We start from the raw sequence: 12,950 nt of genomic DNA on the forward strand, positions 1-12,950 counted from the left end.
ACCATGAAAGAACCAACATGCAAGCTGGTGTGTACCGGGTGTGGCCTCGAGATGCCGTACCGGGATCGATCGTTGGCCGAACAGGCGGCCGAACTCCACCAGCTTCGCGATTCGGAACACGTGACCTTTATCGTTCCACCCGACTGGTCTCCCGAGGAGCCGGTAAAACACGAGTGAGTCGGATCGACAGCTTCTTACTCGATTCGTGACAAGCGGGGGACGAGCGCGGGTAGCCAAGCTAGGCCAACGGCGCAGCGCTTAGGACGCTGTCCCGTAGGGGTCCGCCGGTTCGAATCCGGTCCCGCGCATTCTGTCGCGAGCAAACTCGCGAGCGACAGCAATCGCATGTCCGGTTCGAATCAGGGAGTGACGCGAACGAAGTGAGCAGAACGACCGTGGTTCGAATCCGGTCCCACACACTGTCTACAAATCTCCGATTTGAATCCGGTCCCGAACAGGATCGGCCTTGCTCGAGAATCCGTGATAGACGCTAGCAAGACGGGCGTCAGACACTCCACAATGCTTATTCGCGCGGGTGCGGCTTGTATGAGCAATGGCCGGGTTAGACGATGTCTTCGGGGACCTCTTCTCGAGTGTGGATGCAGTCGCACTCTTCTCACCGAGCGGATCGTACTACGAACGGTTCGCGACGGTGGACGAGGTCGACGTGATCGTTATCGGGACCGAGAACGACGTCGGTGCGGAGACGTTCGTCGAACTGCCACTCGAGTTCGACAACATCTCCGACCGGATCCGTTTCGGGCTCGAGGGCGCGCTCGATCAGGACATCATCGAGGACGGCGACACGATAGCGTGTGCGACGAGCGTCTTCAGCGACGACATCGACACGGTCTCTCGCGTGCGTGCGGACGCAGATTCCCGCACCGGAATATACGACCTGTTCGCGAAGTCCCGCGCGGATCCGGAGGTAATCAAGTCGGTGCTGGAACTGGCGATCGAACTGGGTCAGAAGGGTCAGAAGGGCAAGCCGGTCGGGGCGCTGTTCGTCGTCGGCGACGCGGGCAAGGTGATGAACAAGTCCCGGCCGCTGTCGTACAACCCGTTCGAGAAGTCCCACGTCCACGTGGGCGACCCGATCGTGAACGTGATGCTGAAGGAGTTCTCCCGGCTCGACGGCGCGTTCGTCATCTCGGACGCGGGCAAGATCGTCTCGGCGTACCGCTACCTCGAGCCGTCCGCGGAGGGGGTCGACATTCCGAAGGGGCTCGGTGCACGCCACATGGCCGGCGGCGCGATCACGCGAGACACGAACGCGATCACGATCGTGCTTTCGGAGAGTGATGGTCTCGTCCGGGCGTTCAAGGCCGGAGAGATCATTCTGGAGGTCGACCCGGAGGCGTACTGAGTATGGTAGAGTGGCAGACGCTCATCGACGAGCCGGCGGTCATCGCGACGGCGGTATTGATCCTGGGTATCGTCGTCGGCTACCTGGTCGGTCGACTTAACGAGGAGTTGCTGACGGCCTCGGGTGTGCCGGAGGCCGTCGAGGGGACGCCCTTCGAGCGGACTGCCCAGTCGCTCGGGACGTCGACGGTCGAGATCGTCGCCCGGTTGAGCGCCTGGTTCATCTACGGAATCGCCGTGCTGACGGCGATCCACATCGCCCAGTTGCTGGATACCGACGCTTTCTGGCTGCGCGTGACGGAATTTATCCCGCAGGTGTTTATCGCCGTTCTCGTCGTGATCGTGGGGTTCATCATCGCGGACAAGATGGAACTCGCCATCAGCGAGTATCTCCGCGGCGTCAAACTGCCGGAAGTCTCCCTGCTCCCGAAACTCGTCAAATACTCCGTTCTCTACGTCGCGCTGATCATCGCGCTGGGACAGGTCGGCGTCCACGTCCTCGCACTGATGATTCTCCTGACCGTCTACGCTGCGGGCCTCGTTCTCGTCGGCGCCTACGCGTTCCAGGACTTCCTCGTCTCGAGTGCGGCCGGGATCTATCTCCTCCTCAACCAGCCCTACGGCATCGGCGATCGGGTACGGATCGGAGAGCAGACCGGCATCGTCCAGGAGGTCGACCTCTTCGTGACCAAGATCGAGGACGACTCCGAGGAGTACATCGTGCCAAATCGGAAGGTGTTCGAGGACGGTATCGTCCGGATTCGAGAGTAGAGCGGAACCGAAGGTTCCGCTAACGAACGATAACCAGCGGAAACCGTGAGTAGCGAGACTCCTTCGGCCTCTCGAAAGACGAGCGGTGATCGATAGAAACTGAAGACCGAGGGACGCCGAACTCGAGATCCAGTCACGACTGCGTGTAGCGCGTCGGACCCATCGCTGTCGACACGATTGGATATCGAAGCGACCGCGACCTCGAGCCGCTGCCACTCCACGACAATTCTAAACTGATTCTGTAAGCCCAGACAGCTATCTGAGTAAACAACGTTGCGAGAACATACATCTTTATCAAACAGTACCACAGTACAGAGGGATAATGGAAAATTATGGTATAATAAACACCAAGGTCGGACTCGTCGGGGCGACGGTGCTCATCGTGGGTAACGTCATCGGGGTGAGCGCGTTCGTCCTTCCCGGACCGCTCGCCGGCCAGGCCGGGCCGAGTATCGTACTCGCGCTGTTGCTCGCGATGGTCCCGCTGTTCTTCGGGATTCTCATGTCGCTTCAGTTGGGCAGCGCGATTCCCGCCGCCGGGGGGAGTTACGTCTACGCCTCGAGGCTCGTCGGCCCCTTCTGGGGATTTCTCTTGCCCTGGATCGCCATCCCGGGCGTCTGGGCGGGGATGCTGTTCATCGGCATCGGCTTTGCGGAGTACGTCAACTTCATCTCGACGGCCGTCTCGATCGTCCCGTCGGTTCCCGAACTCGCGCTGATCTACGCGCTGCTCGTGCCGTTTATCGTGCTGAACGTGCTCGGAATCCGAATGGTCGCGATCGTTCAGTTCCTCATGGTCGCGGCGATCGTGCTCGGAATGCTCGCGTTCATCGTTCCAGGCGCGTTCCTCGTCGACACGGGCAACTACGCGCCACTGTTCCCCGAGGGCGTCGGCCCCTTCGTCGTCGCGGTCGTCTCGATGTACTTCCCGCTGCGCGGATTCCGGCTCGTACTCGAACTCGGCGAGGAGATGGAGAACCCCGCGAAGAACATTCCCCGCGTGCTGGGCCTGTCCGCGGCGGTCTCGCTCTCGCTGCTCGTCGGACTTGTGGTCGTGCTCGTGGGGACGACGAACTGGCAAGCGCTCGGCGGGATGGACGCCGCCGTCGCGCAGGTCTCGCTGGACAACTTCCCGGCGCCACTGACGGCGCTCGTCCTGCTGGCGGCCGCGATGGGCGCGCTCACCTCGATCAACATGACCTACACCGCCTACTCGCGAATCCTCATGCGCGCCGGGCGAGACGACGTGATCCCCGCGGCCCTGGCCCGGGTCCACGATCGGTACGACTCGCCGTACGTCGCCATTATTCTCCTCGGCGTCCCGCCGCTGCTCGTCGCGCCGATCTCTCCGGGACCCGTCGTCCTCTCGGTCGCGCTGTCGATGGCCATCCTGTTCGGGCTCGCCGTCGCCGGAATCGCGCTCTGGAACCTGCCTAAGGTCTACCCGCAACGCTACGAGTACTCGATCTACAAGCTCCCGCCGTGGCTGCTCAAGGTGACCGCCGTCGGCGCGGTCGGCTCCGCGACGCTCCTGTGGGTCCTGGTCGCGACCCAGCTTCCGGCGATGGTCGCCGTCCTGCTCGGCTGGCTCGTGTTCGGCTACATCGTCTACCGGGCACGGGTCCAGTGGTTCGAGAACAGGGGTGTCGACCTCGAGACGCGAATGCAACGGCTCCACGAGAACGAGCGACTCGAGACCAACTGAGTCGTCAGTCTCAGTCCTCGAGCGAGAGGCCGGCGTGCCAGCGGTCGACGCCCGCCTCGCGCTTTTTTTGGTCCATTTTCGCGAGCAGGTGGGTCGCGAGCGTGGCGGTCTCGGCGGCGCGCGACTCGCCCTCCTTGCTGAACTCGCCGCCCTGTCGGTCGGCGTAGACGGTACAGACCGCGCCCGCGCGGAGTCCGTAGATGCTCGCCAGCGTAAGGATGGCGCTCGCCTCCATTTCGATGTTCTTGACGTTCGCCTCGGCGAGTTGCTCGACTAGGTCGGTCGAGCCGGCCGCCTCGAACCCCTCGAAACCGGGCCGTCCCTGGCCGGCGTAGAAGGAGTCGGCGCTCATCGTGACGCCGGTGTGGTAGTCGTAGCCGAGTCGCTCGGCGGCGGCGACGAGCGCGGTGACGACCTCGTGGTCGGCGACCGCGGGGTAGTCCTCCCGCACGTACTCGTCGCTGGTCCCCTCCTGGCGGAGACCGCCGGTCGTGATCACGAGATCGCCGACGTTCATCTCGGGCTGGACGGCGCCGCAGGAGCCGACTCGAATAAAGGTCTCGCAGCCGACGCGGGCGAGCTCCTCGACGGCGATCGCCGCGGACGGACTTCCGATTCCGGTCGAGGTGACCGAGATGGGCGTCCCCTCGTAGCTCCCGGTCGCGGTCCGGTACTCGCGGTGGTGAGCCCGCATCTCGTGGTCGTCCCAGTAATCGACGATGACCTCGAGTCGCTCGGGGTTCCCGGGCAGGAGCACGGTGTCGGCGACGTCGTCCGCGTCGACCTCGAGGTGGTACTGTACGTCGGCGTTCGGATCTTCGCTGTCTCCGGGCATTCGGGTCCGCCGATTCGCACCCGCGCTGTATATAAATGCCGGGCGGTCGTAGCCCAGCTATGGGAGACGCCGCGCTCACGGACACGTACGTGGCCGCGCTACAGCACGATCTGGCCGACCTACCGGCGGACGCGACGCTGGTCGGCGTCGTTCGCAGTCCGACGCCGTGGTTCCACGCGGCCGTCGACGAGAACGTTCCCGAACTCGGCCCGCCGCCCGACCTGCTCGAGTCGATCCGACAGACCGAGGAGGACCTCAAGATGCAGGGGATCTGTGAGGAGGGCGCGCACAACGCCGCGTGGGAACAGGTCGACTTCGGCGAGCAGTACCAACGCCATCTCGAGGACTCGACGGAGGCACAGGCGGCGCTCGAGTCTCTCGCGGATCGACTCGCGTCCGGCGAGTCGCTGGCGCTGGTCTGTTACGAGAACACCGAGAAGAAGCGGTGTCACCGGACGGTTCTTCGGGAGCGACTCGAGAAACGCGCCGGGAACTGAACCAACGGCGTGCTACTCGAGCGTTTCCTGGGTGATCGTATCGGGCAACAGTTCCCCGAGCGTGTACTCCGAGACCGGTTCGTCCTCACCCTCGTCACAGAGCACGACGAGGTCGTCATCACAGAACTCCGTCAGAGTCTGTCGGCACATTCCGCACGGCGTGACGCCGTCCCGGCGGCCGGAGCTAACGGCGATCCGTTCGAAGTCGCGGTGTCCCTCCTTGACCGCCTCGGCGACCGCGACCTCCTCGGCGTGGAGACTGTTGCTGAAGTTCGCGTTTTCGAGGTTACAGCCGACGAAGACCTCGCCGTCGGTCGTCTCGAGGGCGGCACCGACCGGATACTCGGAGTAGGGAACGTGGGCCTGCGACTGGATCTCGCGAGCGGCGTCGATCAGTTCGTTCATGGACGCGATACGTCGATGAGATCCAAGAAGGCACCGACCCAAGGCGACTCAGACGCTCAGTCCTCGTCGCCGTCGTAGGCTTCGCCGGCCGCCTCCGGCAGCCGGGTCTTGCCGACGAAGACGAGCACGACGATCACCGTCACGTACGGGATCGTCCGGATCAGCTCCGTCGGCACCGCGTAGCCGAGGTTCTGGAGCTGGATCTGGAGCGCCTCGAGTCCGGCGAAGAGGAACGAGCCCAGCAGCGCGCCAATCGGATGGTAGTTCGCGAAGAGGTAGGTCGCGATGGCGATGAATCCGCGGCCGCCGATGGCCGTCTCGCCGCCGCCGGCGAACGTGCCGAGCTGACCGAGCGCGAAGCCGGCCCCGCCGAGGCCTGCGAAGACGCCCGAGAGCACCACCGCGGCGTACCGGACCTTGCGAACGTCGACGCCCGCCGTGTCGAGCGCCTTCGGGTTCTCGCCGCTGGCGACGACCCAGCGGCCGAACGCCGTCCGGTTGAGCAGGTACCAGCCCGCGGCGGTGGCCCCGAGCATGAGGTACACCTGCGGCGGCGTGTCGAACAGCAGGTAGCCGAAGAACGGGATCTCCGACAGCAACGGAATCGTCACGTTCTGGAACCGTCCGACTCCGGCGGTGTTCGGGCTGTCGAAGACGATTCGGGAGGCGAACGGAGCGAGTCCGAGCGCGATCAGCCAGACCGCGAGCCCCGCGATGATCTGATCTGCCTTGAAGTCGATGCAAACGATGGCGAAGATCAGCGCGAAGAGGGTGCTCGCGAGGACGCCGACCGCGAAGCCCCACCAGTGGTGAGAGAGCAGCATCGTCGACTCGCCCGATCCCAGCCAGAACGTCACGATGATGGCCGAGAACGCCGAGACGATGAGCAGTCCCTCGAGCCCGATGTTGATCACGCCGCTCTTCTCGGCGAAGATCCCGCCGAGCGCGGCCAGCGCGATGGGGACGGCGAGACGAAGCATCGCCGTGTGCGTGCTCGGGCTGGCGGCGATCGAGAGCAGCACGCCTGCCCACGAGTCGGGGAACGCGAGACCGGCGACAATCCACAGCGCCGTGAGCGCTCCGACACTCCGGAGGATTCTCCGCCGAGAGAGGCCGTCAATCATCCGCCTCACCTCCGGCGGACCGCGCCGGCGCAGCGTCGTCGACGTCGACGAACCGACGCCCGATCATGCGGAAGAACTCGGGCATCGCGACGAAGAGGATGATCAGCCCCGACAGGATCCCGACGAGTTCCGGCGGCACGTCCGTCGCGGTGTTGATCGACCGCGAGCCGCTCGAGAGGATGCCGAAGAGGAATGCCGCGGCGCCGACCCCGAGCGGGTTGTTCCCCGCCAGGATCGAGACGGCGATGCCGTCGAACCCGAGCGGCGGAACGTTCTCGAGCCAGTAGCCGTGTTGCATCAGCACCCAGAACGCGCCGGCGATACCTCCGAGAGCGCCCGACAGGGTCATGCTCGCGACCGTCATGCGCTTCTCGTCGACGCCGCCGTAGGCTGCTGCCTCGGGCTGGACGCCGCTCGTCCGGAGTTCGTAGCCGAACGAGGTCCGGGCGAGCAGCCAGGCGACGAAGATCATGAGCACGGCCGCGAAGCCAAGCGCGAGCAGCGAGAAGTCCATCCGGCCGCTGAAGCCGACGAACGGAACGTTCGGAATCTCGGCGTACTCCGGCACCGGTCGGGTCTGCGGGTTAGCGCTATCGGGGTCTTGGAACCGCCAGGAGAGCAGCGTCGACGTGACGCCGACGGCGATGAAGTTGAGCATGATCGTCGTGATTACCTCGTTGGCGTCCGCGTACGCCTTGAGCGCACCCGGTATCGCGCCGTAGAAGCCGCCGCCGATCGCACCCGCGAGGACGCCGATCGGGACCAGGAGCACGGTGCCGACGAAACCGCCGGGGACGTACGACGCCGCGAACAGGACCGTCACCGCGGTCAGCAGGCCGCCGACGATCAGCTGTCCCTGCGTTCCGATGTTGAACAGGCCTGCCCGGAAGGCGACGGCGACGGAGAGACCGGCAAAGATCAACAGAGTCGTCTGGCGGAGCGTCGTCGCGAGGCTGTAGTTCATCGGACTCCAGTTGCCCCCGAGCGGGTGGCCTAGCGAGCCGAGGAACAGCTCGTAGTAGACCTGCATGGGGTTGTAACAGAAGGTCATCCCGGCAAGATCGAGCCCGGTTCGACAGGAGGCGAACCCGCCGGAGATGAAGACGAGAACGCCGCCGATCAGGATCGCCGCGAACAGCGCCGCGAAGCTGATGACGACGCGCTCGACAACCGACGCGTGGACGAGTCGGTCGAGCAATCGCTCGATGTCGTCCCGCATCACCGCTCACCTCCCTCGGCGGGCTTGTCGACGTCCGCCGTCGACTCGCGGTCGTGGCCGTCCGGCTGCTCGCCGGCCATGAGCAGGCCGAGTTCCTCCTCGGTAACCGCGTCCGGATCGGTGACGTCGACGAACTCTCCCTCGTAGATGACGGCGAGTCGATCCGACAGCGCCTGCACCTCGTCGAGCTTCGAGGAGACGAGCAGGACCGCCTTCCCCTCGCGACGGAGTTCAAGGAGCCGGTCGTGGATGAACTCGGTCGAGCCGATGTCGACGCCCCGCGTCGGATGGGTCGCGACGACGAGCTCCGGATTCCGCTCGAGTTCGCGTCCGACGATGAACTTCTGCTGGTTGCCGCCGGAGAACGACTCCGCGTCGGCGGCGGCGTTCGGCGGTCGGACGTCGTAGGTCTCGATGACGTCCTCCGCGTGCTCGCGAACGTCGCTCCAGTCGATGCGACCGTTGGTGGCGAACCGCGGCGACCGCTGGCTGCCGAGGACGGCGTTCTCGACGAGATCGAACGGCATGACGAGCCCCTGTTCGTGGCGGTCCTCCGGAACGTGCGCCATGCCGGCGTCGATCCGGCGGCGGCGCGACCAGGACGTTACGTTCTCCCCGTCGAAGTGGACCGTCCCCTCGTCGGGCGTTCGGAGCCCCGTGATCGCGTCGATTAGCTCGCTCTGTCCGTTGCCGTCGACGCCCGCAATGCCGAATATTTCGCCGGCACGAATCTCGAGGTCGGTATCCGAGACGAGTTCGACCCCGCGGTCGCCCTCGACGGTCAGGTCCGACGCCGAGAGGATCGGCCGACCGACGTCGACCGGTTCGCTGTCGGCCTCGAGGAGGACCTCGCGACCGACCATGAGTTCGGCGAGCTCCTCGCGGGTGGTCCCGTCCGGTTCGACCGTCCCGACCGATTTCCCGTCCCGGAGGACGGTGATCGCGTCGGCCGCGTGCATCGCCTCGCCGAGCTTGTGGGTGATGAAGATGATCGTCTTCCCCTGGTCGGTGAGCTCCTCGAGGACGCCGTAGAGGTCCTCGACCTCCTGGGGCGTCAGTACGGCCGTCGGCTCGTCGAGGATGAGCACGTCCGCGCCGCGGTACAGCGCCTTCAGGATCTCGACGCGCTGCTGGGCACCGACGCTCAGCTCTTCGACGGTCGCCGACGGGTCGACCGAGAACCCGTAACGATCACAGAGATCCTCGATCTCGCGCTCGATCCGGTCGTGGTCGACCGCCAGCCCCCACCACTTCCGCGGCTCGCTGCCGAGCGCGATGTTCTCGGCGACGGTCATCGTATCGACCAGCATGAAGTGCTGGTGGATCATGCCGACACCCGCGTCGATTGCATCCCGCGGCCTGTCGAACGACCGCCCCTCGCCGTCGACGACGACACGGCCCTCTGTGGGCTCGTAGAGCCCGTAGAGGACGTTCATCAGCGTCGTCTTGCCGGCACCGTTCTCGCCCAGTAGCGCATGGACGCTCCCGCGGTCGACGCGGAGGTCGACGTCATCGTTCGCGACGACACCGGGGAACCGTTTCGTGATCCCGTCGAGGTGGACGGCGAGCTCCGCGTTCGGTCGTTCACCCCGCTCCGTGGCTGTACCCGGATCACTCATGGCACTCACAGCTCGTCCGGTACCTCGATCTCCCCGTCGATGATCTGCTGTCGGGTCGATTCGACCTCCTCCGTGATCTCGTCCGGAATCTCGTCGCCGATCGACTGTCCGTAGACGTTCTCGATGGCGTCGTCCTCGAGTCCGAGTTCCTCGACTTCGCCGCCCTCGAAGGCGTCGTCGATGACGGACTCGATCGCGGTGAACACCGCTTCGTCCACGCGCTTGACCATACTCGAGACGATGACGTCCGCGTAATCCTCCTGGCTCATAGACTGGTCGTCGTCGACGCCGATCGCGAACCGGCCCTCGGATTCGGCGGCCTGGAAGACGCCGACCCCCGTCCGACCCGCGGCGTGGAAGACGATATCCGCACCCGACTCGTACATCAGGCGGGCCGTCTCCTGACCTCCCCCGGTGTCGTTGAAGTCGCCGACGTAGCTCGAGAGAACCTCCGCGTCCGGGTTGGCGTGTTCGACGCCGGCCTCGAAGCCGGCGTGGAACGACTCGATCAGGGGCGACTCCTCGCCGCCGACGAAGCCGACGGTCGACTCGTCGGGGTTGGTCTCGCCGTCGCCGGCCGCGAACTCGGTGTCCGTCAACAGGCCTGCGAGGGTGCCGACCAGGAACGAACCCGCGGGTTCGTCGAAGACGTAGCTCCGGACGTTGTCCGCCTCGACGACCGTGTCGACGATCATGAAGTTCTGGTCGGAGTACTCCTCGGCGTTCTCGCGGAGCGCGTCCTCCTGGGCGAAGCCGATACAGCTGACCAGATCGTAGTCGCCGGACTCGGCGAAACTCCGCTGTGCGCCGTCGAAATCGCCGACGGAGCCCGGTTCGGCCTCGTCGAACGAGACTCCGAATTCCTCTTCGGCCTGGAGGACGCCCTGTTGTGCCATGTCATTGAACGAGTCGTCGCCCAGCCCGCCGGTCGCGTAGACCATGCCGACGTTGGTATCTTCGCCCTCTCCTTCGTCGCCGAACCCGCCGACGCAACCGGCAAGCGCCGTGAGACCGGCCACACCCGTGCCGTACAAGAACCGCCGTCTATCACGCACCATGATAGTGGGGTAGTGCACGAGAGTGGGTTAAGTGATGCGGATTCGCGGCCTCTGACTGGACGCTCGTGCATTGTGAAGCGCCTCGGGATCAAGCCCCGAGGCACTCGACCTGTTCCGCCTGTAGAAGCTACCAGCGTTCGTAGTAAGTTAATAAACGTATCAGGGTGACGGATCGCAAATCCCTCGACCGATCGATGGGGTCACGGCCGAACTTGAGCGGGCTGGTCGAACTATCGTACCGATTCGATCGACCGATCGACGACGGCTCGTCCCTCGGCGACCAGCTCGTCGACCTCGTCGCTCTCGGCGTAGAGCCGAACGTAGGGTTCGGTGCCGCTCGGTCGGACGAGTATCCAGGAGGCGTCCTCGAACTCGAGGCGAACGCCGTAATCCGTGTCGACGGTCGCCTCCGGGAACGCGTCGGGGAGGTCGGTCTCGAGAGCGGCCATCGCGTCGGCCTTGAGCCGGTCGGGACAGTCGATGCTCACCTTCCGATAGGGGCGTTCGGTGACGGGTGCCCGAAGCGTCGCGGTATCGCCGGCGTCGGCGGTGAGCGCGGCGACGACGGCCGCGCTCGTGACGCCGTCGATCCAGCCGCCGAAAGCGGTGTGAATGTGCTTCCAGGGCTCGGCCGCGAAGGCGACTTCGGTGTCATCGTCGCCGCGCGCGCGTTCTCGAGCAATACCCTCGTGAAGCGAGCCGAGTCGGACGCGTTCGACGCGCCCGCCGGCCTCCCGAACCCGCTCGTCGATTCGGGCCGAGGCGTTCGGGGTGGTGACGACGACGGGGTCGGCGGCCTCGCTGGTCTCGGTGTAGTGGGCCGCGACGAGGGCGAGGACGGTGTCCTCGTGGATAACCCCGCCGTCGGGTTCGAGCACGACGAGGCGGTCGGCGTCGCCGTCGTGGGCCAGGCCGAGGTCGAACGATCCCTCGGCGAGGAACGCGCTGAACTCGGTCAGCGTCTCGGGAGTCGGTTTGCTGGCGCGCCCGGAGAAGTAGCCGTCGACGTTCGCGTTGACGGCGACGACCTCGGCGCCGAGATCGTCGAGGACCTGCGGCGTCGCGAGCGCTCCCACCCCGTTGCCGCAGTCGACCGCGACCGACAGCCCCGCCAGCGGATGTGCCCGCTTATCGAATCGAGTGCGAACGTAGTTCTCGACGGCGTCGCGGTACTGCTCGAGGACGTCGGCGGTGGCCGAGTGGCCCCACTCCTCCCACGACGCGAGTCCGGACGACTCGCCGGCGACCTGTTCGTCGATCAGGCCCTCGGCCTCGCTGTCGTACTCGACGCCGTCGACGAAGAGTTTGATTCCGTTGTCGCTCGGCGGATTGTGACTCGCGGTGAGCATGACGCCTCGACGGCCGCGCGAGGCGAACGCGAGCGCCGGCGTCGGCAGCTGGCCGGCGCGGAGGACGTCGGCGCCCGCGCTCTCGAGGCCGGCCTCCACCGCCGCCGCGAGCGCCGGCCCCGTCTCTCGGCCGTCGCGTCCGACGACGAACGTCGTCCCCGGTTCGCCGGCGGCCTGGCCGACGGCGAGGGCGAGCGACGGCGATACGTCTTCGACTGGGCCGCGAATCCCAGCGGTCCCGAACAGTGTCATGGTGGCTCGTTCCGCGAGGAACTACTTATAGTGCCTGACGTTTGATCCGCGCAGCGACGGATGTGCGGGGGTCGGCAACCGCTCCGTTACGCCTCGGGCAGGTCGTCGATCAGGACGACGGCCTCGCCGTTGACGACCGTCGCGTCGGCGTCCTCGTCGCGAACGATCGTCTCGAGCCGGTACTGGTTGTTGCCGAGATCCTCGAGGATCTCGACGCGAGCGGATACTCGATCACCGATGCCGACGGGGCCGGCGAACTCGAGGTCCTGGGAGAGGTAGATCGTGAGTCCGGGCAGGCGGGCCAGGGCGGCGCTGATGAGCCCGGAGACCAGCGTCCCATGGATGATACGCTCGCCGAATCGGGTGTCGGCGGCGAACGCGTCGTCGAGGTGAAGACGGTTCGTGTCGCCGCTGATCTCCGCGAACGCACGGACGTCTTCCTCGGAGAGCTCCTTCTCGAACGTGACGGCGTCGCCGGCGCCGAGGTTCGCCGGATCGTCGACGCTGCGGTCGAACACCCAGTCGGTATCGGAGTACTCGAGCGACGGGATCGCTGCGTCCGTCGTCTCGGCGATCGATCTGCCGTTCGTCTCGGTCGAATCCATCGCGGAGACGACGGCGCGGTTCGCTGCGGTCGCGTTCTCGAGGAGGGCTCGGGTCGTCGCCGACCAGACGTTCGCCAGGGTGGCAAAACCGTTCTCACCGGCGTTCTGGTGTGACATCTCGTGAACGCATAGGTGTGAGGAGGTTA

At 65.7% G+C, this 12,950-nt stretch carries 13 protein-coding genes and 1 tRNA gene; 6 read left to right on the forward strand and 8 right to left on the reverse strand.

Annotated elements, in window-relative coordinates:
* Positions 1-3: 3 nt before the first annotated feature.
* The 5 genes from NED97_RS12150 (at position 4) to NED97_RS12170 (ending at position 3,841) form a co-directional block, all read left to right on the forward strand.
* Complete coding sequence (locus NED97_RS12150; RefSeq protein ID WP_167937937.1) at positions 4-177, forward strand: hypothetical protein; 174 nt, start codon at positions 4-6, stop codon at positions 175-177.
* Between the two features lie 46 nt (positions 178-223).
* Positions 224-308, forward strand: a tRNA-Leu gene (locus NED97_RS12155).
* Between the two features lie 245 nt (positions 309-553).
* Positions 554-1,366 carry a diadenylate cyclase DacZ gene (dacZ, locus tag NED97_RS12160; protein ID WP_252487300.1) on the forward strand — a complete coding sequence of 271 codons (813 nt, stop codon included), beginning with the start codon at positions 554-556 and terminating at the stop codon, positions 1,364-1,366.
* Positions 1,367-1,368: 2 nt separating this feature from the next.
* Positions 1,369-2,136, forward strand: a complete 768-nt coding sequence (locus NED97_RS12165) for a mechanosensitive ion channel family protein (protein ID WP_252487301.1) — start codon at positions 1,369-1,371, stop codon at positions 2,134-2,136.
* Positions 2,137-2,458: 322 nt separating this feature from the next.
* Entirely contained in the window at positions 2,459-3,841 is a 1,383-nt protein-coding gene (locus tag NED97_RS12170) for an APC family permease (RefSeq protein WP_252487302.1), read from the forward strand.
* Between the two features lie 10 nt (positions 3,842-3,851).
* On the opposite strand, the gene NED97_RS12175 is transcribed toward NED97_RS12170, so the two are convergent.
* Complete coding sequence (locus NED97_RS12175; protein ID WP_252487303.1) at positions 3,852-4,676, reverse strand: nucleoside phosphorylase; 825 nt, start codon at positions 4,674-4,676, stop codon at positions 3,852-3,854.
* Positions 4,677-4,735: 59 nt separating this feature from the next.
* Between NED97_RS12175 and NED97_RS12180 the strand changes: the two genes are divergently transcribed.
* Positions 4,736-5,173 (forward strand): DUF488 domain-containing protein, encoded by a 438-nt coding sequence (locus NED97_RS12180; protein WP_252487304.1) that lies wholly within the window; start codon positions 4,736-4,738, stop codon positions 5,171-5,173.
* 12 nt (positions 5,174-5,185) lie between these two features.
* On the opposite strand, the gene cdd is transcribed toward NED97_RS12180, so the two are convergent.
* The 7 genes from cdd to NED97_RS12215 form a co-directional block, all read right to left on the reverse strand.
* Positions 5,186-5,578 carry a cytidine deaminase gene (gene cdd, locus NED97_RS12185; RefSeq protein WP_252487305.1) on the reverse strand — a complete coding sequence of 131 codons (393 nt, stop codon included), beginning with the start codon at positions 5,576-5,578 and terminating at the stop codon, positions 5,186-5,188.
* Between the two features lie 56 nt (positions 5,579-5,634).
* Positions 5,635-6,702 (reverse strand): ABC transporter permease, encoded by a 1,068-nt coding sequence (locus tag NED97_RS12190; RefSeq protein ID WP_252487306.1) that lies wholly within the window; start codon positions 6,700-6,702, stop codon positions 5,635-5,637.
* Positions 6,695-7,921 carry an ABC transporter permease gene (locus NED97_RS12195; protein WP_252487307.1) on the reverse strand — a complete coding sequence of 409 codons (1,227 nt, stop codon included), beginning with the start codon at positions 7,919-7,921 and terminating at the stop codon, positions 6,695-6,697. The genes NED97_RS12190 and NED97_RS12195 overlap by 8 nt, the downstream gene beginning before the upstream one ends.
* The gene (locus tag NED97_RS12200) at positions 7,921-9,540 is read right to left on the reverse strand and encodes an ABC transporter ATP-binding protein (RefSeq protein WP_252487308.1); all 1,620 of its coding nucleotides are present in this window, start codon (positions 9,538-9,540) and stop codon (positions 7,921-7,923) included. The genes NED97_RS12195 and NED97_RS12200 overlap by 1 nt, the downstream gene beginning before the upstream one ends.
* Positions 9,541-9,545: 5 nt before the next feature.
* Positions 9,546-10,598, reverse strand: a complete 1,053-nt coding sequence (locus NED97_RS12205) for a BMP family lipoprotein (protein WP_252487309.1) — start codon at positions 10,596-10,598, stop codon at positions 9,546-9,548.
* Between the two features lie 230 nt (positions 10,599-10,828).
* Positions 10,829-12,199, reverse strand: a complete 1,371-nt coding sequence (locus NED97_RS12210) for a phosphohexomutase domain-containing protein (protein ID WP_252487310.1) — start codon at positions 12,197-12,199, stop codon at positions 10,829-10,831.
* Positions 12,200-12,285: 86 nt separating this feature from the next.
* Complete coding sequence (locus NED97_RS12215; RefSeq protein ID WP_252487311.1) at positions 12,286-12,921, reverse strand: MaoC family dehydratase; 636 nt, start codon at positions 12,919-12,921, stop codon at positions 12,286-12,288.
* Positions 12,922-12,950: the final 29 nt, after the last annotated feature.

It is taken from the genome of Natronococcus sp. CG52, assembly GCF_023913515.1.
Classification (GTDB): Archaea; Halobacteriota; Halobacteria; order Halobacteriales; family Natrialbaceae; genus Natronococcus; species Natronococcus zhouii.

Excerpts from the sequence above, each read along its gene's own strand:
- NED97_RS12165 (WP_252487301.1), top strand. The coding sequence starts at position 1,369 with ATGGTAGAGTGGCAGACGCTCATCGACGAGCCGGCGGTCATCGCGACG.
- NED97_RS12190 (WP_252487306.1), bottom strand. The coding sequence starts at position 6,702 with ATGATTGACGGCCTCTCTCGGCGGAGAATCCTCCGGAGTGTCGGAGCG.
- NED97_RS12170 (WP_252487302.1), top strand. The coding sequence starts at position 2,459 with ATGGAAAATTATGGTATAATAAACACCAAGGTCGGACTCGTCGGGGCG.
- NED97_RS12205 (WP_252487309.1), bottom strand. The coding sequence starts at position 10,598 with ATGGTGCGTGATAGACGGCGGTTCTTGTACGGCACGGGTGTGGCCGGT.
- dacZ (WP_252487300.1), top strand. The coding sequence starts at position 554 with ATGGCCGGGTTAGACGATGTCTTCGGGGACCTCTTCTCGAGTGTGGAT.
- NED97_RS12150 (WP_167937937.1), top strand. The coding sequence starts at position 4 with ATGAAAGAACCAACATGCAAGCTGGTGTGTACCGGGTGTGGCCTCGAG.
- cdd (WP_252487305.1), bottom strand. The coding sequence starts at position 5,578 with ATGAACGAACTGATCGACGCCGCTCGCGAGATCCAGTCGCAGGCCCAC.
- NED97_RS12195 (WP_252487307.1), bottom strand. The coding sequence starts at position 7,921 with ATGCGGGACGACATCGAGCGATTGCTCGACCGACTCGTCCACGCGTCG.
- NED97_RS12210 (WP_252487310.1), bottom strand. The coding sequence starts at position 12,199 with ATGACACTGTTCGGGACCGCTGGGATTCGCGGCCCAGTCGAAGACGTA.
- NED97_RS12200 (WP_252487308.1), bottom strand. The coding sequence starts at position 9,540 with ATGAGTGATCCGGGTACAGCCACGGAGCGGGGTGAACGACCGAACGCG.
- NED97_RS12175 (WP_252487303.1), bottom strand. The coding sequence starts at position 4,676 with ATGCCCGGAGACAGCGAAGATCCGAACGCCGACGTACAGTACCACCTC.
- NED97_RS12180 (WP_252487304.1), top strand. The coding sequence starts at position 4,736 with ATGGGAGACGCCGCGCTCACGGACACGTACGTGGCCGCGCTACAGCAC.
- NED97_RS12215 (WP_252487311.1), bottom strand. The coding sequence starts at position 12,921 with ATGTCACACCAGAACGCCGGTGAGAACGGTTTTGCCACCCTGGCGAAC.